This is a genomic window from Microbacterium sp. NPDC055442 (assembly GCF_053644215.1).
In genome coordinates, this window is sequence record NZ_JBSHLF010000004.1 from 317728 (window position 1) to 343374 (window position 25647).

The 25647-nt window shown below is 70.7% G+C and carries 28 protein-coding genes and 1 tRNA gene; 14 read left to right on the plus strand and 15 right to left on the minus strand.

The window, feature by feature from the left end; genetic code table 11:
• Window positions 1–18: 18 nt before the first annotated feature.
• Both ACWIBS_RS11140 and ACWIBS_RS11145 read left to right on the plus strand, forming a co-directional pair.
• Window positions 19–1266 carry an MFS transporter gene (locus ACWIBS_RS11140; RefSeq protein ID WP_376129875.1) on the plus strand — a complete coding sequence of 416 codons (1248 nt, stop codon included), beginning with the start codon at window positions 19–21 and terminating at the stop codon, window positions 1264–1266.
• On the plus strand, window positions 1263–2006 hold the full coding sequence (locus ACWIBS_RS11145) for an NUDIX hydrolase (protein WP_376129788.1): 744 nt from the start codon (window positions 1263–1265) through the stop codon (window positions 2004–2006). Before ACWIBS_RS11140 ends, ACWIBS_RS11145 begins: the two co-directional genes overlap by 4 nt.
• On the opposite strand, the gene metX is transcribed toward ACWIBS_RS11145, so the two are convergent.
• Window positions 2007–3209, minus strand: a complete 1203-nt coding sequence (gene metX, locus ACWIBS_RS11150; RefSeq protein WP_376129785.1) for a homoserine O-acetyltransferase MetX — start codon at window positions 3207–3209, stop codon at window positions 2007–2009.
• A 150-nt stretch (window positions 3210–3359) separates the two neighbouring features.
• Window positions 3360–4682: a bifunctional o-acetylhomoserine/o-acetylserine sulfhydrylase gene (locus tag ACWIBS_RS11155; protein ID WP_376131180.1), complete on the minus strand. Its 1323-nt coding sequence runs from the start codon at window positions 4680–4682 to the stop codon at window positions 3360–3362.
• Between the two features lie 135 nt (window positions 4683–4817).
• Between ACWIBS_RS11155 and ACWIBS_RS11160 the strand changes: the two genes are divergently transcribed.
• Together ACWIBS_RS11160 and ACWIBS_RS11165 are read left to right on the plus strand one after the other, a co-directional pair.
• Window positions 4818–5606 carry an SDR family oxidoreductase gene (locus tag ACWIBS_RS11160; protein ID WP_376131178.1) on the plus strand — a complete coding sequence of 263 codons (789 nt, stop codon included), beginning with the start codon at window positions 4818–4820 and terminating at the stop codon, window positions 5604–5606.
• 8 nt (window positions 5607–5614) lie between these two features.
• Window positions 5615–6325, plus strand: coding sequence for a uracil-DNA glycosylase (locus ACWIBS_RS11165; RefSeq protein WP_376131175.1), 711 nt, complete (start codon window positions 5615–5617; stop codon window positions 6323–6325).
• Window positions 6326–6399: 74 nt separating this feature from the next.
• Here the strand turns inward: ACWIBS_RS11165 and ACWIBS_RS11170 are convergent, their stop codons facing one another.
• The 7 genes from ACWIBS_RS11170 to ACWIBS_RS11200 are packed head-to-tail and all read right to left on the minus strand — an operon-like array spanning window position 6400 to window position 12734.
• On the minus strand, window positions 6400–6687 hold the full coding sequence (locus tag ACWIBS_RS11170; RefSeq protein WP_376131172.1) for a protealysin inhibitor emfourin: 288 nt from the start codon (window positions 6685–6687) through the stop codon (window positions 6400–6402).
• Between the two features lie 4 nt (window positions 6688–6691).
• Window positions 6692–7756, minus strand: a complete 1065-nt coding sequence (locus ACWIBS_RS11175; protein WP_376131169.1) for a M4 family metallopeptidase — start codon at window positions 7754–7756, stop codon at window positions 6692–6694.
• Between the two features lie 38 nt (window positions 7757–7794).
• Complete coding sequence (locus ACWIBS_RS11180) at window positions 7795–8601, minus strand: ABC transporter ATP-binding protein (RefSeq protein WP_376131166.1); 807 nt, start codon at window positions 8599–8601, stop codon at window positions 7795–7797.
• Window positions 8598–9386: an ATP-binding cassette domain-containing protein gene (locus ACWIBS_RS11185; protein ID WP_376131163.1), complete on the minus strand. Its 789-nt coding sequence runs from the start codon at window positions 9384–9386 to the stop codon at window positions 8598–8600. The genes ACWIBS_RS11180 and ACWIBS_RS11185 overlap by 4 nt, the downstream gene beginning before the upstream one ends.
• On the minus strand, window positions 9383–10288 hold the full coding sequence (locus ACWIBS_RS11190; RefSeq protein ID WP_376131160.1) for an ABC transporter permease: 906 nt from the start codon (window positions 10286–10288) through the stop codon (window positions 9383–9385). Before ACWIBS_RS11190 ends, ACWIBS_RS11185 begins: the two co-directional genes overlap by 4 nt.
• Window positions 10285–11235 (minus strand): ABC transporter permease, encoded by a 951-nt coding sequence (locus ACWIBS_RS11195; protein ID WP_376131157.1) that lies wholly within the window; start codon window positions 11233–11235, stop codon window positions 10285–10287. The genes ACWIBS_RS11190 and ACWIBS_RS11195 overlap by 4 nt, the downstream gene beginning before the upstream one ends.
• Window positions 11232–12734, minus strand: a complete 1503-nt coding sequence (locus ACWIBS_RS11200; RefSeq protein WP_376131154.1) for an ABC transporter substrate-binding protein — start codon at window positions 12732–12734, stop codon at window positions 11232–11234. Before ACWIBS_RS11200 ends, ACWIBS_RS11195 begins: the two co-directional genes overlap by 4 nt.
• A 192-nt stretch (window positions 12735–12926) precedes the next feature.
• On the opposite strand from ACWIBS_RS11200, the gene ACWIBS_RS11205 reads away from it, so the two are divergent.
• Genes ACWIBS_RS11205 through ACWIBS_RS11215 form a run of 3 tightly spaced genes read left to right on the plus strand, consistent with a single transcriptional unit; the run spans window position 12927 to window position 14678 of the window.
• A complete protein-coding gene (locus ACWIBS_RS11205; RefSeq protein WP_376131152.1) occupies window positions 12927–13403 on the plus strand; it encodes a carboxymuconolactone decarboxylase family protein in 477 nt (158 codons plus the stop codon).
• A 5-nt stretch (window positions 13404–13408) separates the two neighbouring features.
• Window positions 13409–14140, plus strand: coding sequence for a tyrosine-protein phosphatase (locus tag ACWIBS_RS11210; protein ID WP_376131149.1), 732 nt, complete (start codon window positions 13409–13411; stop codon window positions 14138–14140).
• Between the two features lie 55 nt (window positions 14141–14195).
• Window positions 14196–14678: an SIP domain-containing protein gene (locus tag ACWIBS_RS11215; protein ID WP_376131146.1), complete on the plus strand. Its 483-nt coding sequence runs from the start codon at window positions 14196–14198 to the stop codon at window positions 14676–14678.
• A gap of 8 nt (window positions 14679–14686) precedes the next feature.
• On the opposite strand, the gene ACWIBS_RS11220 is transcribed toward ACWIBS_RS11215, so the two are convergent.
• From ACWIBS_RS11220 to ACWIBS_RS11235, 4 genes are all read right to left on the minus strand, one after another.
• A complete protein-coding gene (locus ACWIBS_RS11220) occupies window positions 14687–15175 on the minus strand; it encodes a Fe-S oxidoreductase (RefSeq protein ID WP_376131143.1) in 489 nt (162 codons plus the stop codon).
• Complete coding sequence (locus ACWIBS_RS11225) at window positions 15172–15993, minus strand: arginase family protein (RefSeq protein WP_376131141.1); 822 nt, start codon at window positions 15991–15993, stop codon at window positions 15172–15174. The genes ACWIBS_RS11220 and ACWIBS_RS11225 overlap by 4 nt, the downstream gene beginning before the upstream one ends.
• Window positions 15994–16136: 143 nt before the next feature.
• A complete protein-coding gene (locus ACWIBS_RS11230; protein WP_376129682.1) occupies window positions 16137–16874 on the minus strand; it encodes a PspA/IM30 family protein in 738 nt (245 codons plus the stop codon).
• 73 nt (window positions 16875–16947) lie between these two features.
• On the minus strand, window positions 16948–18963 hold the full coding sequence (locus ACWIBS_RS11235) for a TPM domain-containing protein (RefSeq protein WP_376129685.1): 2016 nt from the start codon (window positions 18961–18963) through the stop codon (window positions 16948–16950).
• Window positions 18964–19152: 189 nt separating this feature from the next.
• Here ACWIBS_RS11235 and ACWIBS_RS11240 point away from each other — a divergent pair, with 189 nt between their 5' ends.
• The 7 genes from ACWIBS_RS11240 to ACWIBS_RS11270 all read left to right on the plus strand — a co-directional run bounded on the left by ACWIBS_RS11240 (window position 19153) and on the right by ACWIBS_RS11270 (window position 24750).
• The gene (locus tag ACWIBS_RS11240) at window positions 19153–19989 is read left to right on the plus strand and encodes a DUF3097 domain-containing protein (protein ID WP_376129688.1); all 837 of its coding nucleotides are present in this window, start codon (window positions 19153–19155) and stop codon (window positions 19987–19989) included.
• A gap of 30 nt (window positions 19990–20019) precedes the next feature.
• Window positions 20020–20757, plus strand: coding sequence for a tRNA (guanosine(46)-N7)-methyltransferase TrmB (gene trmB / locus ACWIBS_RS11245; protein ID WP_376129691.1), 738 nt, complete (start codon window positions 20020–20022; stop codon window positions 20755–20757).
• A 71-nt stretch (window positions 20758–20828) separates the two neighbouring features.
• Entirely contained in the window at window positions 20829–21650 is an 822-nt protein-coding gene (locus ACWIBS_RS11250; protein ID WP_376129770.1) for a CPBP family intramembrane glutamic endopeptidase, read from the plus strand.
• Between the two features lie 109 nt (window positions 21651–21759).
• A complete protein-coding gene (locus ACWIBS_RS11255; RefSeq protein WP_454137002.1) occupies window positions 21760–22932 on the plus strand; it encodes an amidohydrolase family protein in 1173 nt (390 codons plus the stop codon).
• Window positions 22933–23233: 301 nt separating this feature from the next.
• Window positions 23234–23884: a type IV toxin-antitoxin system AbiEi family antitoxin domain-containing protein gene (locus tag ACWIBS_RS11260; RefSeq protein ID WP_376129696.1), complete on the plus strand. Its 651-nt coding sequence runs from the start codon at window positions 23234–23236 to the stop codon at window positions 23882–23884.
• Window positions 23877–24647: a nucleotidyl transferase AbiEii/AbiGii toxin family protein gene (locus ACWIBS_RS11265; protein WP_376129699.1), complete on the plus strand. Its 771-nt coding sequence runs from the start codon at window positions 23877–23879 to the stop codon at window positions 24645–24647. The genes ACWIBS_RS11260 and ACWIBS_RS11265 overlap by 8 nt, the downstream gene beginning before the upstream one ends.
• Entirely contained in the window at window positions 24628–24750 is a 123-nt protein-coding gene (locus tag ACWIBS_RS11270; RefSeq protein ID WP_376129702.1) for a hypothetical protein, read from the plus strand. The genes ACWIBS_RS11265 and ACWIBS_RS11270 overlap by 20 nt, the downstream gene beginning before the upstream one ends.
• 152 nt (window positions 24751–24902) lie before the next feature.
• Here the strand turns inward: ACWIBS_RS11270 and ACWIBS_RS11275 are convergent, their stop codons facing one another.
• Window positions 24903–25385 carry a hypothetical protein gene (locus tag ACWIBS_RS11275; RefSeq protein ID WP_454137005.1) on the minus strand — a complete coding sequence of 161 codons (483 nt, stop codon included), beginning with the start codon at window positions 25383–25385 and terminating at the stop codon, window positions 24903–24905.
• Window positions 25386–25471: 86 nt separating this feature from the next.
• A tRNA-Arg gene (locus ACWIBS_RS11280) sits at window positions 25472–25547 on the minus strand.
• Window positions 25548–25647: the final 100 nt, after the last annotated feature.

The following is a 25647-nucleotide window of genomic DNA, read 5'->3' on the forward strand; positions in this document are numbered from 1 at the left end:
GGCTAACATGACCCGGTGATCTCCTCTCCGCCGAGGAGGGGTGCGGCGAGGTGGGCGCTCCTTTCCCTCGCCATCGGCAGCTTCGGCATCGGCATGACCGAGTTCGTCGTCATGGGCCTGCTGCCCGACATCGCGCAGGACCTGCTGCCGGCGACGTGGTCGGCGAGCCAGGACGACGCGATCGCGCAGGCCGGCTGGCTCATCACGCTCTACGCGCTCGGCGTCGTCGTCGGCGCCCCCACGATCGCGGGCCTGGTCGCCAGGCATCCGCGCCACCGCGTCATGATCGGGCTGGCTCTCGCCTTGACGGTGGGCAACGCCCTGACGCTCGTCATGCCGACGTTCGAGCTCGTCGCCGCGTCGCGCTTCGTCGCGGGCCTGCCGCACGGCGCATACTTCGGCATCGGCGCCCTCGTCGCCGCCGACGTCCTCGGTCCCGGCAAACGCGCCAAGGGCGTCGCGTTCGTGCTCACGGGCCTGACCGTCGCGAACGTCGCGGGCGTGCCGCTGGGCACATTCCTGGGGCAGCAAGCGGGATGGCGTGCGGCCTTCCTCGTCGTCGCGGCGATCTTCGCCGTCGCCACGATCGCCATCGCCTTCTCGGTGCCGCGGCACGCGGGAGACCCCGGACGCACGTTCCGTGCGGAGCTCAAGGTGTTCCGGATCGGCCAGGTGTGGTTCGCGCTCGCGATCGGGTCGGTCGGGTTCGGCGGATTCTTCGCCGTGTACAGCTACGTCGCGCCGATGGTGACCGAGCTCACGGGGTCGCCGGCGTGGGTCGTGCCCATCGTGCTCATGCTGATGGGCGTGGGCATGATGATCGGCAACATCATCGGCGGACATCTCGCCGACGTCGACCTCAAACGCTCCCTGCTCGGCGGGCTCATCGCGCTCGCGGTCGTGCTGATCCTCGTCGCGCTCACGGCGCAGTGGATCTGGACGCTCGGGCTCTTCGTCTTCTTGACGGGACTGGTCTCGTCGGTGCTCGTGCCCACGATCCAGACGCGGCTCATGGATGTCGCCGAAGACAACCAGTCGATCGCCGCCGCCGTCAACCACTCGTCGCTCAATCTCGGCAACAGCATCGGGGCTTTCGTCGGCGGCACCGTGATCGCGGCGGGATGGGGCTTCACCGCCCCCGCGTGGGCCGGAGTCCTGCTCGCCGTCGGCGGTGTCCTGCTCGCCGCCGTGAGCCTGTCGCTCGAGCGCCGCCGCGTCGCGGCCGGGCGAGGTGCGGCGCGACTGCCGCATAGGCTGGGCGGGTGACCCGCCATGACGAAGCCGCGCGCGTGATCTCCGACGCGGTCGACGGAGCGCGGCCGCGCCGCCCCGCCGACGCCGACGACCCCGACATCCCCGTCGCTGCGACGGTCGTGGTCGTGCGCGACGGCACGGACGGCGCCGAAGTGCTCGTCATCCAGCGTCCCGATCGGGGCTCGTTCGCGGGGGCGTGGGTCTTTCCCGGGGGCAAGCTGGACGATGCCGACCGCGAGAGCGCCGACGAACCGGAAGAAGCCGTCGTGCGTCGCGCCGCCGTGCGCGAGACGTGGGAGGAGACGGGGCTCACGCTCGCCCCCGACTCCCTCGTGCCGCTGTCGATCTGGGATCCCCCGCCCGGGATCCCGCTGCGCATCCGCACGTGGTTCTTCGTCGCGGCGGCATCCGGTGTCGACCTCGTGCTCTCCGAACACGAGGCCGTCGCCGCGGAGTGGGTGCGTCCCGGCAGGCTGCTGGAGCGACACGCGCGCGGCGAGGCGACGCTGTATCCGCCGACCTGGGTCACCCTGCACGGCTTCGAGCACGAGGTCTCGGCCGAGGGCGCGCTCGGCGCCGCACGACTCGGTGGGCTGCGCCGCTTCGACTCCGTCGCGCGTACGGGGCCGAACGGGCCGTTCATGCTGTGGCCCGAAGACGCCGAGTTCGATCCCGACGCCCCGCGGGCGGGCACGGCCCGGCACCGCCTCGAAGTCGGCGCGCTGCCGTGGACCTACATCCGCACCGACTGATCAGGCGGCCAGCAGGCGTCGCAGATGCGCGCCGACGGCGGCGGTCTCGATGAGGAACCCGTCGTGGCCGAAGTCGCTCGCCAGCACCACGACGCCGTCGTCGACGAGCGTGCGGATGCCGCGCCCGATGCGCTGCTGACCGTCGATCGGGAAGAGGCGGTCACTGTCGATGCCGAGCACGAGCGTGGTCGCCGTGACACGTGCCAGGGCGTCCTCGACGCCGCCGCGGTCGCGTCCGATGTCGTGCGAGTTCATCGCCTCGACGAGCGTCAGGTAGCTGTTGGCGTCGAAGCGGCGCGTGAACTTGTTGCCGTGGAAGTCGAGGTAGGACTCCACGGCGAACCGGCCCCCGTGCCCGAGGGGACTGACGACCGACTGCCACGAGCGCTGGAAGCGCTGATTGAGCTCGGTGGGGGAGCGGTAGTTCAGCAGTGCCATGCGCCGCGCGAGCGCGAGCCCGCGGTGCGGCCCGTCGCCGTCGCCCGAGTCGTAGTATTCGCCGTTCTGGAAGCGCGGGTCGATGCGGATCGCCTCGAGCTGCACCGAGTTGAGGGCGATCTGGTCGGCGGTGTTGATGGGCGGCGCCGACAGGACGGCCAGTCGCTCGACGCGCTCCGGATGACCGATCGCCCACTCGAGAGCGTGCATCCCGCCCATCGATCCGCCGATGACGCCCGCCCACGCGTCGATGCCGAGCGCGTCCGTCAGCGGAAGCTGCGCGGCGACCTGGTCGCGGATCGTCAGGTACGGGAATCGCCCCGCCCATTCGTAGCCGTCGGGCGCGATGCTCGAGGGGCCGGTCGAGCCCTGGCATCCGCCCAGCATGTTGGGGGCCACGACGAACCAGCGGTCGGTGTCGATGGGCGCGCCGGGTCCGACGATCGACTCCCACCAGCCCGACGTGGGGTGGCCGGGGGCGGCGGCGCCGCGCACGTGGCTGTCGCCGGTGAGGGCGTGCAGGATGAGGACCGCGTTGTCGCGCTGCGGTGACAGCTCGCCCCACGTCTCGTACGCCAGGCGGTAGCCCGGCAGTTCCGCGCCGCCCTCGGTGCGGAACGGACCGAACGACGCGAAGTGCCGGTCGCCGACCGGATCACCGTCACGCCAGGCCCCCGTCGCGGGAGGCCGCCCCAGCAGCATCCGAGCGTCCGCCTCGGTGACGGGAGCGGAGGGAACGGTGTCCTCCGAGGTCTGCCAGTCCATGGGTGCCATTCTCTCCCGCCCCGGCCGACCGCCGCCCCGTGTTACGTCGCCCCCGCCCCGGCTTCTCCCCGCGAGACTGCAACGGCGCGCCGAGACTGCGGGTGAACCCCACGGTCTCGGCGCGCCGTTGCAGTCTCGCGGGAGGAGGGGTCAGGCGCGGGCGGCCTCCGAGAGGCGGCGCGCGGCGGCGAGCGCCTGCTCGAGGTCGGCCTTGATGTCGTCGATGTTCTCGAGCCCGACCGAAAGGCGTACGAGGCCGGGCGTCACTCCGCCGGCGAGCTGCTCCTCGGGCGTGAGCTGCGAGTGGGTCGTCGACGCGGGGTGGATGACGAGCGAGCGCACGTCGCCGATGTTGGCGACGTGGCTGAACAGCGTGAGCGAGTTGACGAACTCGCGCCCCGCGTCGACGCCGCCCTTGAGCTCGAACGAGAGCACGGCGCCCACGCCCTTCGGCGCGTAGGTGTTCGCCACGTCGTACCAGGGCGAGGTCGGCAGCCCGGAGTAGTTCACCGACGCGATGTCGTCGAGGCTCTCGAGCCACTCGGCGATCTCCTGCGCGTTCTGCACGTGGCGCTCGATGCGCAGCGACAGCGTCTCGATGCCCTGGATGAGGTTCCAGGCGCTCTGCGGCGCGATGGCGGGCCCCAGGTCGCGCAGCAGCTGCACGCGTGCCTTGATGATGTAGGCGAGGCCGTCGCCCACGGCCGCCGTGTAGCTCGCGCCGTGGTAGCTCTCATCGGGCTCGGTGAGACCGGGGAACTTCTCGACGTTCTTGGACCACTCGAACGTGCCGCCGTCGATGATGACACCGGCCATCGTGGTGCCGTGTCCGCCGAGGAACTTCGTCGCCGAGTGCACGACGATGTCGGCGCCGTGCTCGAACGGCTTGATGAGGTACGGCGTCGCGATCGTGTTGTCGACGATGAGCGGCAGGCCGTTCTCGTGGGCGATGTCGGCGACCGTGCGGATGTCGAGCACGTTGATCTTCGGGTTGCCGATCGTCTCGGCGAACAGCAGCTTCGTGTTCGGCCGGATCGCGCGGCGCCACTCCTCGGGGTCGTCCTGATCGTCGACGAACGTCACGTCGACGCCGAGCTTGGCCAGGGTGAACTTGAACAGGTTGTAGGTGCCGCCGTAGATCGAGCTCGACGAGACGAAGTGGTCGCCGGCCTGTGCGATGTTGAGGATCGCGAAGGTCGTCGCCGACTGCCCGCTGGCGAGCAGGAGTGCTCCCGTGCCGCCCTCGAGCGCCGCGAGTCGCTGCTCGACGACGTCCTGCGTCGGGTTCTGGATGCGCGTGTAGATGTTGCCGAACTCGGCGAGGGCGAACAGGTTCGCGGCGTGCTCGGTGTTGTCGAAGACGTAGGCGGTGGTCTGATAGATCGGCGTCGCCCGCGACTTGGTCGTCGGGTCGGGCGCGGCGCCCGAGTGGATCTGCTTGGTTTCGAAGCGCCAGTTCTCGGGTGCGGACATGAGTGCTCCTGAAGGTTCGGGTGGTGGCTGGTGGAGGCGCGGCACGGGCCGCGACCTCATCCGAGCGTAGGGCGGCGGCGGGCGACGGACAACGCGGGGGAAATGTTACGTAACGTCGGCGGGTAGCGTGGAGGCATGGTTACCAGGCGTGCAGTCGTGACGGGTGCGAGTTCGGGGATCGGCGAAGCGGCGGCGCGTGCGCTGCGCGCGCGCGGATGGGATGTCGTGGGCGTCGCACGACGCGCCGAACGGCTCGCGAAGCTCGAGGCCGAGATCGGCATCGCCGCGTTCGCCGCGGATCTGACCCGCGACGCCGACGTCGCGGCGCTCGCGGACTGGCTCGCCGACACGGGCCCCGTGCACGCGCTGGTGCACGTCGCCGGCGGTGCACGCGGCACGGACCGCGTCGAGGACGGACGCGTCGAGGACTGGCAGTGGATGTTCGATGTCAACGTGCTGTCGGCGCAGCGCGTCGTCGCCGCGATCCTTCCGCTGCTGCGTGACGCCGCGGCATCCGACGGTCACGCCGACACGCTGTTCGTCACCTCCACCGCGGCCCACAACGCCTACGCCGGCGGCGCCGGATACAACGCCGCGAAGGCCGGCGAGGCGATGCTCGCGCATGCCCTGCGCCTCGAACTCAACGGCGAGCCCATCCGCGTCATCGAGATCGCGCCCGGCATGGTCTACACGCCCGAGTTCACGGTCAACCGGCTCGGCGGCAATCGGGCCGCGGCCGAACGCGTGTACGAGGGCGTGGCGGATCCGCTCACGGCCGACGACGTCGCCGATGTCATCGCGTACGCGCTCGATGCACCCGGTCACGTCAATCTCGACCTCGTCACGATGCGCCCCGTCGCCCAGTCGGCGCAGCACCTGCTCGCGCGCGGCACCCTCACGGTGCGCGGCGGCCGCGAGGACTGAGCACCGCGGTGGCGACGACCCTGCCCGAGCTCGCGGCCGCCGGTCTGATGGATCCCGGGTGGGCCGACGCGCTCGCGCCGGTCGCCGACGACATCGCGGCGCTCGGTGAGCGGCTGCGGGGCGAGGTCGCGGCGGGGCGCGGCTACCTGCCGGCGGGGGAGCGCGTGCTGCGGGCGTTCCAGCGTCCCCTCGCCGATGTGCGCGTGCTCATCGTCGGGCAGGATCCCTATCCCACGCCCGGCCACCCCATCGGGCTCTCGTTCGCCGTCGAGAGCGGCGTGCGTCCGCTGCCGCGCAGCCTGACCAACATCTACCGCGAGCTCGAGACCGACTTGGGCCTGCCGCCCGCGCCGCACGGCGATCTGTCCGCGTGGAGCGATCAGGGGGTCATGCTGCTCAACCGCGTGCTCACCGTCGCGCCCGGACAACCCGCGTCGCACCGCGGCTGGGGCTGGGAGCGTGTCACCGAGCACGCGATCCGCACGCTCGTCGCCCGCGACACGCCGCTCGTGGCGATCCTCTGGGGGAGGGATGCCGCGGGCCTGCGCCCGCTCCTCGGTGCGACGCCCGTCGTCGAATCGCCGCACCCGTCACCCCTTTCGGCGAGCCGCGGCTTCTTCGGGTCGCGCCCCTTCTCGCGGGCCAACGCACTCCTCGCGGAGCGGGGTGCCGAGCCCGTCGACTGGCGCGTGTCCGCTCCGCCCGGCACGGCCGGCTGACGCGCTCGTTCTCTCCCGGCGCGCTGTCGTCCGCGACACGCTCGTTCTCTCCGGTGCGCGGACCGGCCGGCGGCTCACGACCCCCAGGCCCGGACGGCGTCGACGAGCGCGCGCCACGCGCCCGTGAGCTCGGCGTCGGCGAGCTCGGCGTCATGCTCGCGGTCGTCGTCGCAGCGGGCGTGGATGCGCCAGACGAAGCGATCCGCCCCGCGCGGCGGATCGCACGGGTCGGCCACGGCGTCCCACGGGCACTGCTCGATGAGCTCGATGAGCACGGGCGCCTCGTCGGGGCCGGGCTCGGCGCGCCACGCGCGGCGCATACCCGCGACCCCGCCCGTGCGGGTGACCACGACGACGGGCACCGGGTCAGGCTGCGTGCGTTGCATCCACATCGACGCCGACGCCCGCCCAGCCGGCGCGGACGGCGGCGACCTCCTCTGACTCCTCACCGTACTCCGCCGCCGAGGCCCGCACCGTCGCGTCGGCGAACGCGACGAAGTCGGCATCGGGGGCGAGCGTGCCCGACGTCAGCGCGCGGTACCAGATGCGGCCGGCGCGCTCCCACGCCCGCCCGCCGAGCGCCGTCGCGACGAGATAGAACGCGTGGTTGGGGATGCCGGAGTTGATGTGCACCCCGCCGTTGTCGTCGGGCGTCACGATGAAGTCGCGCATGTGCGCCGGCTGCGGGTCACGGCCGAGGACGTCGTCGTCATAGGCGGTTCCCGGTGCCGCGAGCGAGCGCAGCGCGTGGCCTTCGACGGCATCGGTGAAGATACCCTCGCCGACCAGCCATGTCGCGTCGTCGGCGGTCTGGCCCAGATGGTGCTGCTCGGCGAGGACACCCAGCACGTCGGCGACCGACTCGTTCAGCGCGCCGGACTGGTCGCGGTACTCGAGTCCGCCCGAGGACTCGACGATGCCGTGCGCGAGCTCGTGCGCGATGACCGTCAGCGACCGGGTGAATCCCGTGAACACCTCGCCGTCGCCGTCGCCGAACACCATGCGTTCGCCGTTCCAGAACGCGTTGTCGTAATCGCTGCCGTAGTGCACCGTCGCCAGCAGCTCACCCCCGAGCCCGTCGAGACCGTTGCGGGCGAAGGCATCCCACAAGAAGTCGAACGTGATGCCGAGGCCGTCGAACGCCTCGTCGACGGCGGCGTCGCCCGACGCGGGGTCGTCTTCGCCGCGCACGTGCACCCCCGGCAGCGTCTCGCGGTTCTGCGCGTCTGAGATCGTGCGGTCGGGACCGGGCGCCGTCTCGACCACGAGCGAGCCGTCTTCGTCGATCGAGAGCTGAAGCCGAGTGCGCTGCGGGCGGTAGTCGCGCGACGCGAGGAGCGTCGCCCGGGCGGCCGCGGCCGCCCGGGCCCACTGCGGCTCCTGCACCGCGGCGATGCGGGCGAGCAGGTACGGAGGGACGATCGCTGTCATGCTGCGAGAGTAGCCCCGGCGCCGGACATCGCGGCAGGTCAGGTGTCGGGGTCGATGACGGGGATCGAGGCGAGGAGTCGCCGCGTGTACGACACCTGCGGCTGCAGCAGCACCTTCTCGGTGGGGCCCTCTTCGACGATGCTGCCGTCCTTCATGACGATGACCTCGTCGCAGAGGTTCTGCACGACGCCGATATCGTGCGAGACGAGCACGAGGGTGAGGCCGTCGCGCTCGCGCATCTCGGCGATGAGGGCGAGGATCTGCGCGCGCACCGTGACATCGAGCGCCGACAGCGGCTCGTCGCCGATCAGCAGCCGCGGCCGATGCACGATGGCGCGCGCCAGGGCGATGCGCTGGCGTTGACCGCCGGAGAACTCGTGCGGGAACCGCGCGGCCATGTCGGCCTCGAGGCCGACCTGCGAGAGCACCTCCCGCACGCGGGAGCGGCGATCGCCGTCGATGCCCAGCGCCCACAGCGGCTCGCCGATGATCCGGCCGATGCTCATGCGCGGATCCAGCGACGCGTACGGATCCTGGAAGACGATCCCCGTCTCGCGGCGCAGCCAGTGCAGCGCACGAGCCGGCGCCCTCGCATCGACGCGGCGGCCGTCGAACTCGACCGTCCCCGCCGTGGGGGTGTCGAGAGCGAGCAGCAGCCGCACGAGCGTCGACTTGCCCGATCCCGATTCGCCGATGATCCCCAGCGCGGAGCCTTCGCGCACATCGACGTCGGCGTCGTCGAGAGCCGTCGTGAAGGTGCGCTTCTCGAACAGGGTCCGCTTCGGCACCGCGTGTCGGCGCGTGAGCCCGCGCCCGCGCAGCAGCACGTCGGATCCGGCGCTCATCGGTCGACCCCGGGTCGCCACAGCGTCGCCGTCGCATCGCGCAGGAGCCCCTCCGTCACGACGGATGCCGGTGCCGTGAGCAGCTGCGCCACGGGGGCGTCCTCGACGACGCGGCCGTGCTCGAGGACGATGCCGTGCGTCGCGATCCGCGACAGCACCGCGAGGTCGTGCGTGATGAAGACGAGCGACATGCCGTCGTCCTTCACGAGGGAGTGCAGCAGCTCGAGGATCTCGGACTGGATCGTCACGTCGAGGGCCGTCGTCGGCTCATCGGCGATGAGCAGGCGCGGGCGGCATGCGAGCGCCATCGCGATGGCGACCCGCTGACGCTGCCCGCCCGAGAGCTGGTGCGGGTAGCGCGAGACGATGCGGGCGGGATCGGGCAGCGCGACGCGCGCCGCCTCGACGACCGCGCGAGCGGCGGCATCCTTCTTCGATGCGCGCTCGTGGATCCGCACGGACTCGGCGATCTGCCTGCCGACCGTGCGGATCGGATTGAGCGCCGTGCGCGGCTCTTGGAAGACGATCCCGATCTCATCGCCGCGGATCTCGGCGAGCTCACGGTCGCTCAGGCCGAGCAGCTCGCGCCCGTTCCAGCGGATCGACCCGGTCGCACTCGCCTCGTCGGGGAGGAGGCCCAGGATCGCCAGTGCCGTGAGCGACTTGCCCGACCCGGACTCGCCGATGAGGCCGAGGCGGGCTCCGTCGGGCACCGCGAACGATGCGCCGTCGACGACGCGTCGCCCGGCGATCTCGATCACGAGATCGGTCACTTCGAGGCTCACGCGACCACCTCCGGCACGGGGATGCGGGCGGCGCGTCGCGCGGCGCCGCGGCTGAGGGTCGGGTCGGTCGCCTCGCGCAGGCCGTCGCCGAGCAGATTGAGCCCGAGGACGGTCAGGGTGATCGCGAGTCCCGGCCAGACCACCGAGAGCGGATGCACCGTGATGTAGGCCTGCAGATCGCGCAGCAGGACGCCCCACGACGGCTCGGTGACGGGCGCGCCGAAGCCGAGGTACGACAGCCCCGCCTCGGCGAGGATCGCGACGGCCATGCCCCACGACAGCTGCACGATGAAGACGGGTGCGACGTTGGGGAGCAGGTGCCGGAACAGGTTCTGGGCGGGGTTCAGGCCCGACGCACGCCCCGCGAGCACGAAGTCGCTGTGCAGGACGCGACGGAGCTCGGGCCGGGTCACCCGCGCGATGTTGACCCCGAATCCGATCCCGACCGCCCAGATGACGACCCACAGGCCTCCGCCCCACACGGCCGAGATCATCATGGCGATGATGAGCACGGGGAAGGCGATCAGGATGTCGACGAAGACGGCGACCGATTCGCGCACCCACCGTGCCGTGAGCGCGCCGAGCGCAGCGAGCGAGACGCCGATGACGGTCGCGATGATGCCCGCCCCGACGGCGACGAAGATCGCCGTGCGCGAGCCCGCCATGATGAGGCTCAGGATGTCGCGCCCCGATCCGTCGGTGCCGAGCAGGTGCGGCCAGCCCGGCCCCGCCCAGCGGTTCGAGATGGCGACCTGCTGCGGATCGAACGGCGTCCACACTCCCGCGACGAGGGCCGTGAGGGCGATCGCGGCCACGACGATGAGGCCGAACCGCCCCGTCGTCAGGCGCCACAGCCGGCCGAGCCATGCCCAGCGGCCCGGTGCGGCATCCGTTCGTGTCACGATGCCTCCCGCTGGCGGGGGTCGATCGCGCGGTGCGCGAGGTCGACGAGGAATCCGACGATGAGCACGAAGCCGGTGAGCACGAGCAGCTCGCCCTGCACCTTGGGCAGATCACGCGCGCCGACGTCGGCCACGAGCATGCGACCGACTCCGGGCAGGGTGAACAGCTGCTCGATCACGACGGCGCCGACGATGATGCCCGCGACCTGCAGACCGAGCACCGTGATGACCGACAGGCCGACGACCGGAAGCCCGTGCCGGATGAGCGCGGCGTTGCGGGTGAGCCCTTTCGCGGCGGCGGTGCGCACGAAGTCCTGCCCGACGGCCTGCAGCGTCGCGCTGCGCACGAACCGCAGCAGCATGGCTCCCTCGACGATGCCGATCGTGAGCGCGGGCAGCAGGAGCGACCGCAACGCCGCCCCCGGCTCGTTCCACCCCGCCCGGGGGAACCCCTGCGCGGGAAGCCACCCGAGCCAGACGGCGAAGACGACGACGAGCATCATGCCGGCCCACACGACGGGCACGGCGGCGAGCAGCTGTGCGCCGACGTTCAGTGCCGTGCCGTCGGCGCGGCCACGGCGCATCGCCGACAGCACACCGAACGGCACGCTGATGAGCAGCGCGATGACCATCGACATGATGCCCAGGGGCACCGTCACCTGGGACTTCTCGACGAGTTCGTCGACGACGCCCGACCCCGTCAGCAGCGACGTGCCGAGGTCACCGCGGAAGATGCCGCCGATCCAGTCTGCGTACTGCGCCGTGAGGGGCCGATCCAGGCCCAGCTGCGCGCGGATCGCGTCGACCTGCGCGGGGGAGCTGCCCACCCCGGCGATGAGCTGCGCGACGTCACCCGGAAGCACGCGCAGCGTCAGGAAGATCAGGACGCTGGCGACGAACAGCCCGACGATGAGCAGGGCCGACCGCGTCAGCGCGTACCGGATCACCCGTCGCTCTTGGTCAGCTCTGCCAGGTTGAGGCGCTCGTTCACGTTGATCGAGGGCATACTCGCGATGTTAGTGCCCACGGCGACGACGGAGGCGCCGCTGAACAGCCAATCGGCGGCCGCGTCTTCCGACACGAGGCGACCGGCCTCGGCCAGCAGTCGTGAGGCCTCGGCTTCGTCGACCGCCGCGAGGGACTGGGCGAACAGCTCCTGCACCTCGGGGTTGTCGTAGGTGAAGTAGTAGTCGGGATCGGCCCAGTTCTCGAAGTCGCGTGCTTCGGTGTGCAGCACGAAGCTGAGCTCGTAATCCTTGTTCGTGTACACATCGGTCAGCCACGTCGGGAAGTCCACCGACTCGACTTCGAGCGTGATGCCCACTTCGTGCAGGTTCGACACGAGGATCTGCGGGATCGTCGTGGCGTAGAAGTTCGGGATCGTCAGGGTGAGGTCGATGTCCTCGGCTCCGGCCTCGGCGAGCAGCTCGCGCGCGGCAGCGGGGTCGTGGGGGGCGACGTCGGCGAGGTCCTCCCAGCCGGGGTCGAGCTCGGGGATCGGGCCGTAGAGCGTCGAGCCCGACGCGAGGGCTTCGACGAAGGCGTCGTGGTCGATCGCCTGTCGGATCGCCTGGCGCACGCGCTCGTCGGCGAGCGGGCCGGACGTCTGGTTCATCGCGAGCGTGCCCTTGTCGGTGGACTGCCCGAGCACGACGGTGAAGTCGCCGCCGGCCTCGATCTGCTCGGCCAGGTTGGCGTCGAAGCCCGTCACGACGTCGATCTCGTTCGCGAGGGCGGCGTTGAGGGCCGCCTGGTTGTCGGGGATGTAGTCGAAGACGACCTCCGCGACGCCCGCGGCATCGCCCCAGTACTCGGGGTTGCGGTCGAACGTGATGCTGTCGCCCTGGCGCCACGTGCCGAAGGTGAACGGTCCCGTGCCGTTGGCCGACGTCTTGTAGTCGACGGTGTCGTCCTGCTTGAGGATGACGCCCGCACGGCCCGTGAGGTTCCACAGCAGGCTGGAGTCGGGCTCCTCGAGGCTGAGCGTGACCTCTTGGCCGTCGGCCGTGATCGAGGTCACGTTGGCGAGGCGCCCGGAGTCCCGCCATGCGGGGGTGGCCTTGCGGGTCTCCAGCGACCACACGACATCTTGCGCCGTGAGTTCCTGACCGTCGTGGAAGAGGACCCCCTCGCGCACCGTGAAGGTGTACTCGAGCCCGTCGGGCGAGACGGCCCAGTCCTCGGCGAGGGCGGGCACGATGTCCTGCTCGGGTGTGCGCGCGACGAGCCCCTGGTAGATGTTGTCCATCAGGATCTGGTCCAGCGCCGCTCCCGCGGTCTCGCGGATGTCGAGGTTGCCCGGTTCGAGCACGAGCCGGATCGCGACCGATGCGTCGGCGTCGGGGGAGCCCGTCGACGTCGGCGCCGGGTCTGGGCTCGCGCACGAGCTGAGGAGCAGCGCTCCCGTGACGACGAGGCCGGCGGCGAAGGCTGTGCGGCGGTGCATGCGAGTCCTTTCGGAGGGGCATCCGATGCTGTTCGGATGCCGGCCTCGAGGTGGGTGATCGGCAGGTTCGACCAGTGCGGAGACAAGCCTAGAGTTCCCCGGGCCCGCCAGAACAATCCGTGACGCGCGGGGCGGGCTGATCCGGGCGCGGGAGGGGAGCCGTCTGCGGCGGGCCGTGAGTACGCTGGCAGCATGACTCCTGAGCCGCGGGTGCACCTGTCCCGATCCGCCCGTGAGGCCTACGCCGCGCTCGACGGGCTGGCCAAGACCGTCGGCGGGATCGCCGCCGAAGCGGGTCTGGACGCCCGCATCAAAGAGATCGTGCAGATCCACGCGTCGCAGCTGAACGGCTGCGCCTACTGCGTGCGCGTGCACGTGGACCGCGCCGTCGCGGCGGGCGTCGACGCCGACGTCATCGCCCAGATCGCGGCATGGCGCGACTCAGGTGTCTTCAGCGAGCGCGAGCGCGCCGGCCTCGAACTGGCCGAGGCCTTCACCTTCATCCACGAGGACGGCATCCCCGACGACGTCTACGACCGGGTGGGGAGCATCCTCAGCGAGAAGGAGTACGTCGCCCTGAGCTGGCTGCTCGTGACGATCAACGCGTTCAATCGCATCACGATCGCCGGCCGGTATCCCGTGCCGCCGCGCGGCGCCGAACAGACGTGACGGGCATGGACCGTCGGGCCGACGAGGACGCCGTCCTGGTCTCGGGGGCGACGAACTTCCGCGACGTCGGCGGTCTGCCCGCCGGCGGCGCACAGACGCGATCGGGCGTGCTCTTCCGCTCGGGCAATCTCGCGCGCGTCGACGATTCCGGACGGGCCTCGCTGGGGACCCTCGGCATCCGCCGCGTCATCGACCTGCGCGACGAGGACGAGGTGTCCTCGGCGCCGAGCCTCATCGACGGGCTCGGGATCGAAGTGCAGCGCGTGCCGCTGTTCCTCGGCTCGGTCGCGTCGTTCTTCGAGCAGGACCTGAGCCTCGCCGACATGTACCGCCTGCTGCTCGAGGACTCGTCGGAGGGTGTCGTCGATGTCGTCCGCGGCATCGTCACCGACCAGCCCGTGCTCGTGCACTGCACGGTCGGCAAGGATCGCACGGGAGTCACAGTCGCCCTCACGCTCGCCGCCGCAGGCGTCGACGCCGACGCCGTCGTGGCGGACTACGCACGCTCCGAGACGCTCCTGCCCGAGCGGCGCAACCGACAGGTGCTCGCCTGGCTGCGTGCGCAGCATCCCGAAGCGGTGCACCTCGAAGAGCTCGCGACCCGTTCGCCCGCGCACGTCATGCACGATGCTCTCGCGCGCGTCGACGAGGTCTACGGATCACCCGGCGAATACCTGCGCGCGCACGGCCTGGGCGATGACGAGATCGTCGAACTGCGTCGCATCCTCGTCGGGTGAGAATCTTCCCCATGTCAGGTTAGGCATGCCTACATTCGGGTATAGTCGAAGCATCATGAGCACCCCGGGGAACGAGACTGCGCACAGCGCGTCGGCATGCCGTGCATCGCGGCATACGCGTGTGCAGCACCTCATCACGGCCGACGAGACCTCGCTCACCGAGCTCGAGACTCTGCTCGCGACGCTCCCGCTGTGTTCGACGGGTCGCGTCTTCATCGAGATTCCGGATGCCACGTGGCAGGCCGACATCGTCGTCCCCGCGCGCATGACGCTGACCTGGCTCGACCGCGCCCGCCGTTCGGGGGATCCGGGCACGGGGCGCGGGTGCGCGGCAGGCCAGGCCCTCGCGCGTGCCGTCACGGCGTGGGCCGACGAGATGCTCTGCGGCGCCGACGATGAGACCCGCATCCACCTGCTCGGCGGCTATCTCGGCACGGCCGACATCGTCGACCACCTCACGACGCGCAACGGCATCGCTGCGGCGGCCATCCACACGCCCGCGAAGTACGGGCTGGCCCCCGCGGGCGGCTCGCGGTAGCGCACGCCTCATCGCGTCGTGCGCACGTCTCGATGCGCGCCTGCGACGCTGCGCGCGACGTAGTTGCCGTCTTCGAGCCCGGCCTCGATCTCGAACCGGTTGCGCAGCGGATCGCGCCCGGCCAGCGCATAGAGCACCGGCATCAGGAAGCCGTACCGCTGCCACTGCCGCTTGTGCACGGTCTCGTGCCGCAGCACGTGCTCGCTGATCCGCCCGTCGCCGGTCAGGAAGCAACCGCCGACGCACACGCCGCCGCGCGGGAAGGCCCAGGCCGGCAGGCCGCGGAACACCCACAGACCGGCGCGCCTCTCGATGCGCCCCGTGCTCCACAGCGTGCCCCAGATCCAGCCGACGGTCGTGCCGTACAGGTAGCCGAGGCGGCTGATGGGGGAGTCGAGCAGGATGCGGGGGATCAGCCGGTCGATCGTGCGACCGCGTGCGACCGCGCGCTCGGCGGCGCGCTCCCAGCCCGCGGGAGGCGTCGCGATCGGCGTCACGCGAGCGCACCGATGACGCGCAGCAGCGCGCCGAGGTCGTCGTCGGCGGTCTCCGCCGACGCGGGCGAGTAACCCGCGAGCGAGGACCCCGCGAGGGGCAGCACGGCGCGCACGGCGCCGATCGCGGCCGTGAGCTCGGCGACGGTGACTCCGAACGGCTCGGGATGCGCGTTGCCGGTCAGCTCCGCGGGGTCGAGCACGTCGACATCGACGTGCACGAACACGGCATCGGCGCCGGTGGCGCGCACCGCATCGGCGAGAGCCTCGGGGTCGCGCAGGGCATCGACCGGCAGCATCCGCACGTCGAGGTCGTCGATCGCCCGCACCTCGGCCTCGTCGAACGAACGCGCGCCGGCGAGCACGATGCGCTCGGGCGGGACGATGCCCGGGGTCAGGCCCAGGCTCTGCTCGCCGTCGCCCGCGATGGAGCGCAGCACCATGCCCGAGTAGGCGCCCGAGGGCGACGAGTCGGGCGTGTTGAAATCGGCGTGCGCGTCGAACCAGACGACAGCGAGCTTCGCCGTGCGCGTGGCGGCATGGGCGATCGCGGCGGCCGCGACACCGCAATCGCCGCCCACCAGCAGCACGGGCTCGGTGTGCGGTTCGAGGGCGGCGGCGACCTGCTCGCGCACGCGGCGCAGCGAACTCAGGCGTCGCACGCCCGTGTCGAGCGACTCTCCCGCCTCGGCGGGCACCTCGACGACGGTCGTCGCCGATCGCGGCAGGTCACCGGCGATCGCCTGTGCACCGTCGATCAGCTGCATCGCGCGTGAGGACGGGCTGCCCTGCCATTGCGGAACCACGATGTAACGGGTCATCCGTCCATCATCCTCCACCCTGGCGGCACATCCGGATGGTCGTCGTGCAGCGGCGGCCGGCCGCGCGCAGAAAACCCGCACTCGCGCACGCGAAGTGCGTGCGCGAGTGCGGGTCTCATACGCGTGAACCGTCGCGCGTGTGCTCAGTCCTCGATCGCCGCCTGCGGCGAGCCGCCCACCTTGAGCGCGGCCAGGCGCGCTTCGACCTCGGTGAGCTCGCCGATGTCGTCGAGCTGGTTGAACTGCGCGTCGAGAGTCGACGCGGCGAGCTCCTGCTTGCCGGCGGCGAGAGCCTCCTGGCGGCGCACCTTGTCCTCGAAGCGACCGAGCTCGCTCGTCGGGTCCATGACGTCGATCGACTTGACGGCGTCGTGCACCTTGTTCTGGGCCTCGGCGGTCTTCGAGCGGGCGAGCAGCTCGGAGCGCTTCGACCGAAGCTGCTCGAGCTTGTGCTTCATGCCGTTGAGGCCGTCCTTGAGCTTGTCGACGACCTCGTTCTGCGACGCGATCGCCGGAGCGATGGCGCGGGCTTCGTTCTCTTCGCTGATCTGGCGCTGCAGCGCGATCTTGGCGAGGTTGTCGAACTTGTCGGCGTCGGACGTGTTGCCCGATCCGCGCAGCTCGTCGGCCTTTCGGCTCGCGGCGAGGGCCTTGTTGCCCCATTCCTGCGCCGCCTGCACGTCTTCCTGGTGGTCGCGCTCGAGCAGACGCAGGTTGCCGATGGTCTCGGCGATGGCCGACTCGGCGTCGGCGATCGAGTTGGTGTAATCGCGGACGAGCTGGTCGAGCATCTTCTGCGGGTCCTCGGCCTGGTCGAGGATTGCGTTGATGTTGGCGCGTACGAGCGTCGAGATGCGACCGAAGATGGACTGCTTTGCCATCAGGTGTCCTTCCTATCGAGGGTTGGTTTCGAGGTCGAGAGAGATCGGATGCCGGGTGTCGGGCGTGCGGCGGTCAGAAGCGTCCTCCTCCCCGGCGCGAGCGGGTACCGCCCCCGCCGAAGCTGCCGGTGCGGAACCCGCCGCCGCCTGCGCGACTGCGGCTTCCGCCGCTGAAGCCGCCGCCGAAGCCGCCCGACGAACGGCGGGAGCGCCCGGAGGAGCCGCCGCCGAGGAGCGAGTTGATGACGATGCCGCCGAGCATGGCGCCGAGCAGGTTGTCGCCGCCCCCTGATCCGCCGCCGTACATGCCGCCGCCCTGGAAGCCGCCGACATCGTTCTGGGCGTGCTGGATCGCCTGCGCGGCGAGCTGCTGGGCGCGCTGTGCGGACTGCATCGCCCGATCGGGGTCCACCTGCTGCAGCTGCTGCGCCTGCACGAGGGATGCGCCCGCTTCGGCCAGGCGCGTACGGGCCTGAGCGCCGATCGCACCGCGGCGGGCCGTGATGTAGTCCTCGGCGGTGGAGACCTGCGCCTGCGCCTGCAGGATGACCTGACCCACCATCTGGCGGGCGCGTTCGGCTTGCGCCGCGGCATCCCGCACACCCTGCACGATCGCGTCGATCTGCTGATTGGCGGATTCGAGACCCTCGAGCGCGAACAGCGGTCGCCTGTCGGTGCCCGAGAGGTGCGTTCGCGCGCTCTCGATCTGCTGCCGGGTTGCAGCGATCACGGGGGCGAGCCGTCCGTCATCGTCGGGGAGGGCAGAGGCGGCAGCGACGTCGCGCTCGAGCTCGGCGACCAGTCGTGCGGCGCTCTTCTCGCCCTCGGCGAGGTCGGCGCCCAGCTTGTCGATGGCCTGCTCGAGCAGGGCCGCCTGCCCGACGGCTTCTTCGGCCGCACGGATGCCGACGGCCGCTTCGCCGCCGCTGCCGGCGGCGATCGCCGCAGCCGCCGCCGACAGCTGCTCGTCGGCGAACGCGATGCGCTGCCGGGCCTGCTGCGGGTTGTCGGCGACGGTCACGAGGGCTTCGCGCGCGTACGAATCCGACAGGGAGTGCAGGTGCGCCGTCGCCTCGTCGAGCGCCGCGGCGACCTGGGCGCGCTCGCCCTGCACGCGCGCGAGGGCTTCGGGCGCGTTCTGCTCGAGCTTTCGCAGCTCGTCGAACGCGGCGGCCTTGGCATCGAGGCTCGTGTTCGCCTCATCGCACAGCCGGATGATCTCGATGTTCCACTCGCGCGTCTGCTCGGGGGTGTCCGGGATCTCGTCGTCGAGCTGCTGCTTGAAGGTGAAGGCGCGATTGAGGCCTTCCTTCGCCGCCGCGAGGGTGCTCTCGAACTCGGCCGCCGCCGCGTCGCCGAACTGCGCCTTCGCGAAGCCGAGCTCCTGCTCGCTCGTGCGGATCGCGTCGTCGGTCTGCACGAGGGCCGATGCCGCGCGCCGTTCGAGCTCTTCGGTGCTGACCTGTTCGACGGGACGGCTCGCCGAGCCCTTCTTGCGGCGGGAGCGGATGACGAGCCAGACGATGACTCCGATCGCGCCGACGACGATGACGCCGATGACGATGCTCACGCCTGTCGAGTTGTCGGCGGATGCTGCGCCGCCGCCGCTGCCGCCGGTCGCGGCATCCTGCAGTCCGTCGGCAGCCGCGATGGCGGCGCCGGCCCAGTCCTCGTCGACGAGCTCCGGGTAGATCCGCTCCTGCTCGATCGTGCCGAGCGTGTCGAAGCCGACCGGGCCCTGGGAGTCGCCGGAGAGATAGTAGTTGCGCTGCTCGACGGCGATCGCGAGCAGGTACTGGTTCGGGCCGAGCCCGTTGGAGGTCGCGGTGGCGTTCGCCCATTCCTGGGCATCGCTCGGGCTCGTGAAGCGATCGACGTAGACGACCCACAAGCTCACGGGCGAGTCGGCGGCGAGCTGCTCGAGACGCTCTTCGACGGTCGCGGTCTCGGACGACGACAGCACGCCCGGATCGTCGTACACGAAGCCCTCGCCCAGCGGCACCGGGTCGGTCGCCCACGCGGCGGTCGCGGTGCCCGTGAGGGCCAGGGCGAACGCCGTCGCGAGGGCTGCGGTCCATCGCGAACGCATCGAGTCCCCCTTCTCGGGCGATGAGACAACGCCCCTCACGAGTCTATTCAGCCCCGCGCGCGACCCGGTAGGTCAGGGCGGCCTCCACCGGACGCGCACAGCGAACGGGCGGCATCCGTCTCGAGGGCGGCGGGTCGGGGACAGGGGACCGGGCCGTTCGCGTAGCCTTGCGCATTCGGAGGGCGCACGATGGACGATCGCTATGGCACGGACGTGCTCGCAGCCGGATGGCGGGAGCGCGCCGCGAAGCCGGTCCCACGGGTCGAGGCGGAGCGGGACCTCGTCGTCGAGGTCGCCGCCGACGGATACTGCGGCGCGATCGTCGGCCTGTCCTCGGGCGTGGTCGAACTCGAGGACCGCGGCGGTCGCCGCCGTCTGTTCCCGCTCGGCGCGGGCTTCCTGATCGACGGCGCCGATGTCGTGCTCGTCGCGCCGACGCGGAAAGGCCCCGCGCCGCGCACACGGACCGCTTCGGGCTCGTTCGCGGCGCCGGACGGCCGGGCCCGCGTCGCACGGGCCAGTCGCATCCTCGTCGAAGGACGCCACGACGCCGAGCTCGTCGAAAAGGTGTGGGGCCACGACCTGCGTGTCGAAGGCGTCGTCGTGGAGTACCTGCAGGGCGTCGACCTGCTCGCCGAGGTGCTCGAGTCGGACCCGCCGTCACCCGACCGCCGCTACGGCGTGCTCGTGGACCACCTCGTGCCCGGGTCGAAGGAGACGCGCATCGCTCAGGCCGTTGAGCGCGGACCGCACGGAGCGCACGTGCGGATCGTCGGGCACCCCTACGTCGATGTGTGGCAGTGCGTGCTCCCGGCCTCGGTCGGCATCCCGCGCTGGCCCGACGTGCCGCGCGGCATCGACTACAAGGTCGGCGTCTGCCGCGCTCTCGGGTGGCCCGCGGAGGATCAGACCGATCTCGCCCGTGCCTGGCAGCGCATCCTGGCGTCGGTGACGACCTTCCGCGATCTGGATCCGGCCCTTCTCGGCAGGGTCGAGGAGCTCATCGACTTCGTGACGGTGCCCTGACCCGCACGAGTCGCTCGGTAGCCTGGGGAGGTGTCCGACCCCGCCGCCCCCCGCCCCCGCTTCCGCGATCGCCCCGTCTCGTTCGTGCGACGCAGCGGACGCATGACCGACGGGCAGGACCGCGCGTGGGCCGAGCTCGCACCCCGCATGGTCCTCGACGTGGAACGGGATGCCGCCGTCACGAGCATCCGTCCCGGCACGGCCATCGACCCCGAGGCGGTGTGGGGGCGCCGCGCACGGCTCATGGCCGAGATCGGCTCGGGCCAGGGGCACGCGATCGTGCACGCCGCGTCGTCCCGCCCGGAGGACGACTTCCTCGCGATCGAGGTCTTCCGCGCGGGCCTCGCCCGGACGATGCTCGATGCTGAGCGTGCCGGCGTGGACAATCTTCGCCTCGTCGAGGCGAACGCACCCGAAGTGCTGCAGCACCTGCTGCCACCGGCATCCGTCGATGAGCTGTGGGTGTTCTTCCCCGACCCGTGGCACAAGAACAAGCACACCAAGCGCCGCCTGGTGACCGACGAGTTCGCCGCGCTCGCCGCCGGCGCCCTGCGGGTCGGAGGGACGCTGCGCCTCGCGACCGACTGGGAGGACTACGCCGTGCAGATGCGCGTCGTGATGGATGCCGCGCCGGCGTTCGAGCGCTCCTTCGACGGGGACTGGGCGCCGAGATTCGACGGGCGCGTGCTGACGGCGTTCGAGCGCAAGGGCATCCGGGTGGGGCGCGACATCCGCGATCTCGCCTACGTGCGCCGGGACACCCCGTGATCCGCGCCGACCGTCGAGGGCGCGCCCATTCCGCCGCGCCCGACGTCGCCCACCCCGCCTGGTCCTGGAACCTGCTGCCGGCGCTGCTGGTCTGTCTCGCCGCGCCGGCCTTCTTCGTCGTGCAGATCGCGTGGCTGGGCTGGGTGCTGCTCGCCGCCGGCCTCGCCGCCGCCGCTGTCGCGTCTCGGACCCACGCCGTCGTGCCGGGCGAGGGTGCGGCATCCGCTCGCCCCCCGAGTCTCGTGCGCGATCTGTCGCTCATCGCGATCGGGCTGCTCATCGTCAGCGTGATCCCGCTCAAGGCCGAGCTGGACAACCTCGCCATGGTGCGCTTCGCGCTCGCCCTGGGCGGTGCCGTCGTCGTGCCGTACGTGGTGTCCCGGTGGGTGTACCGCGACGACGCGATCCGGTTCCCCTGGCGCGGGGGACAGCGATGGAGCTGGTTCCAGTGGTCGTGGCTCGCGGGCGTGCTCGTGCTCGGCTGGCTGATCCTGCCGTTCTACTTCATCACGTCGGGCGTGTACGCCAACTGGCCCGTCGTGGACACCCCCGACCTCATCGCACGCCTCTTCGTCGGCGTCGGCGCCGTGGGCATCTGGGACGAGCTGTTCTTCATCTGCACCTGCTTCGCCCTGCTGCGCCGGCACTTTCCCGCGTGGCAGGCGAACATCCTGCAGTCGATCGTCTTCGTCTCGTTCCTGTGGGAGCTCGGCTACCAGGCATGGGGACCGCTCCTCACGATCCCGTTCGCGTTGCTGCAGGGCTTCATCTTCCTGCGCACGCGATCGCTCGCGTACGTCGTGACGGTGCATCTGCTGTTCGACGCCGTCGTGTTCCTCGTGCTCGTGCACGCGCACAACCCCGGCGTGCTCGACGGCCTCTTCCTCGTCTGAACACTCGTCCCCGCGGCCGGCGCCGCGGGGGGCCGGCTGCCGGTAGCGTGCTGTGGTGAGCCGATCACCGCATGACCCGAAGGGTGCGAACCGAATGCACGCGAAATCCTTGACCATCCGTGGAGCGAACGTCTGGACCGGACGCGGGTTCGAGGTGCGCGACATCGCCATCGTGGACGGACTCGTCGCCGAGGGGCCCGTCGAGGGCGCCGACGTCTTCGACGGCGACGGATCGTGGGTGGTCCCGGGTCTGATCGACGCCCACTTCCACGCCTACGCGACCAGCATGGACGGATTCGAGAACGAGCGCGGCATGCTCAGCTACGCCGCGATCAATGGCGCGCGACGCCTCGAGAGCGCCTTGCGGCGCGGCTTCACGACCGTGCGCGACGTCGCCGGCGGCGACATCGGGCTCGCGCGCGCGATCGATGCAGGACACTTCCCGTCACCGCGCTACCACTTCACCGGCCCCGCGCTCAGCCAGACCGGCGGTCACGGCGACCCGCGCTCCGCCGACGTCGACGTCTGCTTCTCGCACGGGCACATGTGCGAGGTCGTGGACGGCGTCGACGCGCTGCGCGTCGCCGTGCGGGAGCGGCTGCGCACCGGCGCTCACGCCATCAAGGTCATGACCTCCGGCGGCGTGTTCACGATGACCGACCCCATCCGGGTGCCGCAGTACTCGCCCGAAGAGCTTCGTGTCGTGACGGAGGAGGCCCGTCGGCGCGGCAGCTATGTCGCCGCGCACGCCTATTCGTCCGAGGCGGTGATGCACTCCATCGACAACGGTGTGCGCTCGATCGAGCACGGCAACCTCATCGACGCGGCGACCGCAGCCCGGATGGCCGAGCGCGGCGCCTTCCTCGTGCCCACGCTCGCCGCCTACTATGCGATGGACAAGCGCGGCGCCGAGATCGGCCTCGACGCGGTCCGGCTCGCGAAGAACGACGAAGTGCTGTCGAAGGGGCAGGAGGCCGTGCAGCTCGCGCTCGCCGCCGGCGTGCGGGTCGGCTTCGGCAGCGACCTGATGGGAGACCTCGAGGACGAGCAGCTCAGCGGAGTGCGCCTTCAGGTCGAGGCGAGCGGCGCGGCGGCGACGCTGAAGGCCATGACCGAGGTCAACGCCGAGCTGATCGGCGATGCGCGGCTCGGTCATCTCGGCGTCGGCGCCTTCGGCGACGCTCTCGTCCTCAGCGCCGATCCCGTCGCGGAGCCTTCCGCGCTGTGGGAGCCCGCCGCGCGCCGCGCGACCGTGCGCGCTGGCGTCGTCTTCACCGCCTGACGCGGGGTGAGCCACCGCCGACGTCTCGCGCGTCTCAGGCGTCCCGTGCTGCGCGAACAGTCGCACCGGTTGTGTCTGGGACGACCCGCACCACGCATCGATGGCTGAGCGTCGGCGTAACGCTGCCCGAGATCGATGAGTTCGCGAGTGCTGCCACGCCGCATCGATCCGGCAGTGCCGCCGTGAAGGGGTACCTCACTAGCGACCCGCCCCAGCGGTAGCGTTTCGCCGACAACTCGGTGACTTACTTTATCCAGGTATACCGCTTGCGTATACTGGGATAGACAAAGTAGGTGGTGGAATGCTGGCCGACGTCGAACTGCTCCGCAGAATGGAGCGCGCTCCGCTGCGGACGGTACGCTATGCGGACCTCCAGGAGCTCGGCAGCAACGTCTGGCGTGCCCTCGACAGGCTCGCCGAGCAGGGAGCGGTCGCCCGGATCGCCAAGGGCGTGTACACGGTGCCGCCCGGCGGTGAGGACGGTCGCACCTGGAAGCCGACGATCGAGGCGGCTGGCCTGGCGGTAGCAACCGCTCGGTTCGGAGAGCGCAACGCTATCCTCATGGGCCTCGGCGCTGCCCGCCATTGGACGGCGATCCCACGCGCGATCGCGGTCACGACGGTTGCGGTGCCCAAGCTCCGACAGCCCGTGAGGCTCGACGGCGGAGGCACCGTGCACATGATCCCTCGCGAGCTCGACCGGATGGAGGCACAGCTCGAGGACACCGAGCTCGGCGAGGGCCTGGTCACCACGCCGCGTCAGACGATGTACGACCTGCTCATGAGGCCGAACCAGGGCAAGCTGCCGGATGCGGCTCGTGATGCCGCGCGTAATTTCCGCGGGCAGGTAAGCGGCGACGATCTGGCAGAAGTCTGCGAGTGGTACGGCCGGGCTAACGGCGCCGTGCGAGACATGGTCCGCGATCTCAGGAACGGACTCTTCGTTGCCTGACCGGACGATCCCCGGCGTTCTCGATCCGCAGGAGCGCCGCGCGGTCGAGGAGCAGTTCGGCGTCGGCGCCCAGCAGGTCGTCCGCGATCACGTCATCTCGCACGGACTGGCCGCGATCGCGGCGGCCGCGCAGGGTGATGTCGTCTTCTTCGGAGGGACGGCGCTCTCTCGAACGCTGCTGCCGGAGCTGCGGCTGTCTGAGGACATCGACCTGATCGCACTCGGCAACCGGCGTGAGGTGGGCGCGCGGATCCAGGCGGAGGTCCAGCGGCGGTTCCGGCGCACCCTGGGCGCTGTGACGTTCATTCCGCCCCTCGGTGAAGCCCCGCACTCGCAGCCGTCGATCCTTGAGGTGAAGGGCACGCGCATCCGGGTGCAGCTGCTGACCTCGGAGGGTTACCCGCCGCGGCCGCGGCAGTTCATTGACTTGGAGCATCGGTACAGCGACGCCCCGCCCGCGAGGCTCCAGGTGCTCACGCCGCCAGCATTCGTCGCCTCCAAGCTCGCCACCTGGGAGGACCGGCACGCACCACGCGACCTGTACGACCTATGGGCTCTGGCGGAGAGGGGCTGGATCAACGAGGCTGCCGCCGCGCTGTATTGCCGCTACGGCCAACACACGACTCTCTCGAGAATCTCCTTCGCCCAGGTGCCAAGCGAGCGTGATTGGGAGGGGTCGCTCGCACATCAGTGCGTCATCGCGGCGACGTCAGAGCACGCAGCGAACGTCGTGAACGAAGCGATTGCAGCGCTCTCGTCGTGACGACGACGGTCTGGTCGAGGTCGAAGATCGTGGTGCGGCCTTCGGCACGCAGCTCATCGTCGACAACGGCGTGCGCGCACCAGGCCACGTGCGCAGACGCTGACGCTGACTCCAGCGAGGCAGCGCATATGCCGGTTTTCGACTGTGCGCCATCGGTATTCGCCTCGCGCGCTGAGGTCGTGCAAGCTGGGTCACATGACCGATCACTCGGACCGCGACGCCCGCATTCGCGAGTTAGAAGATGAGCGACGGCAATTAGTACTCGATCGACTCGCAGTCCCAGGAGGAATCGTCGACGGCGTGATGCGAGACCGAATCGAGGAGATCGAAGCGGAGATCGCGGCTATGCAGCCGCGGCCCCAGTGAGCTGTCGAAGACCGTTTGGTGGCACGAGAGCCGGTCGTCGATCGTGCGGGCTGGGCAGGTGCATCCGGCGTGTCGTTCGGGTTGGACTGTGCACGTGCTCTGGATCGTGAGGCGGATGAGTCCGTCGACGCTTGTGCGGTCGGCGGTGGTCATTCGTTCGATGGGGAGTGTGCTGCTGTACCGGATGTCGAGCTGCATGGCTGTGTCGGGCTCGTAGCCAGCTGCGTCCCAGGTGGCGAGAGTGCATCGTAGCGAGTCGGAGGACACGCTCACGACCTGCGGCACACGGCCGCGTGGGCAGCGATGACGCTCGACACGTTGGCCGACCGCTCCGACGACGATCTCGACAACATCGCGGCCGCCCTCGATCACGCGGAGCGCGCCGCAGATGTTGTCGAAGTGCTGTCACGAGAGAGGGACCGCGAGGACTGCATGCCCCGCGACCCCCTTGTCACGACTGGTGCCCCCGACAGGAATCGAACCTGCGACCTTTGGTACCGGAAACCAACGCTCTATCCCCTGAGCTACGGAGGCGTGCCGGATCGAGGTTATCACCGACGTGACCGGCCCACGCGCCGGGGCGCGACGAAGGATCAAGTCGCGAGGCTGCAGTCCTGGGGTCGGCGCCTGCCGC

Excerpts from the sequence above, each read along its gene's own strand:
- ACWIBS_RS11200 (WP_376131154.1), bottom strand. The coding sequence starts at position 12,734 with ATGCACCGCCGCACAGCCTTCGCCGCCGGCCTCGTCGTCACGGGAGCG.
- ACWIBS_RS11235 (WP_376129685.1), bottom strand. The coding sequence starts at position 18,963 with ATGCGTTCGCGATGGACCGCAGCCCTCGCGACGGCGTTCGCCCTGGCC.
- ACWIBS_RS11240 (WP_376129688.1), top strand. The coding sequence starts at position 19,153 with ATGGACGATCGCTATGGCACGGACGTGCTCGCAGCCGGATGGCGGGAG.
- ACWIBS_RS11155 (WP_376131180.1), bottom strand. The coding sequence starts at position 4,682 with ATGTCCGCACCCGAGAACTGGCGCTTCGAAACCAAGCAGATCCACTCG.
- ACWIBS_RS11215 (WP_376131146.1), top strand. The coding sequence starts at position 14,196 with ATGAGCACCCCGGGGAACGAGACTGCGCACAGCGCGTCGGCATGCCGT.
- ACWIBS_RS11160 (WP_376131178.1), top strand. The coding sequence starts at position 4,818 with ATGGTTACCAGGCGTGCAGTCGTGACGGGTGCGAGTTCGGGGATCGGC.
- ACWIBS_RS11205 (WP_376131152.1), top strand. The coding sequence starts at position 12,927 with ATGACTCCTGAGCCGCGGGTGCACCTGTCCCGATCCGCCCGTGAGGCC.
- metX (WP_376129785.1), bottom strand. The coding sequence starts at position 3,209 with ATGGACTGGCAGACCTCGGAGGACACCGTTCCCTCCGCTCCCGTCACC.
- ACWIBS_RS11210 (WP_376131149.1), top strand. The coding sequence starts at position 13,409 with ATGGACCGTCGGGCCGACGAGGACGCCGTCCTGGTCTCGGGGGCGACG.
- ACWIBS_RS11180 (WP_376131166.1), bottom strand. The coding sequence starts at position 8,601 with ATGAGCGCCGGATCCGACGTGCTGCTGCGCGGGCGCGGGCTCACGCGC.
- ACWIBS_RS11225 (WP_376131141.1), bottom strand. The coding sequence starts at position 15,993 with ATGACCCGTTACATCGTGGTTCCGCAATGGCAGGGCAGCCCGTCCTCA.
- ACWIBS_RS11175 (WP_376131169.1), bottom strand. The coding sequence starts at position 7,756 with ATGACAGCGATCGTCCCTCCGTACCTGCTCGCCCGCATCGCCGCGGTG.
- ACWIBS_RS11260 (WP_376129696.1), top strand. The coding sequence starts at position 23,234 with ATGCTGGCCGACGTCGAACTGCTCCGCAGAATGGAGCGCGCTCCGCTG.
- ACWIBS_RS11230 (WP_376129682.1), bottom strand. The coding sequence starts at position 16,874 with ATGGCAAAGCAGTCCATCTTCGGTCGCATCTCGACGCTCGTACGCGCC.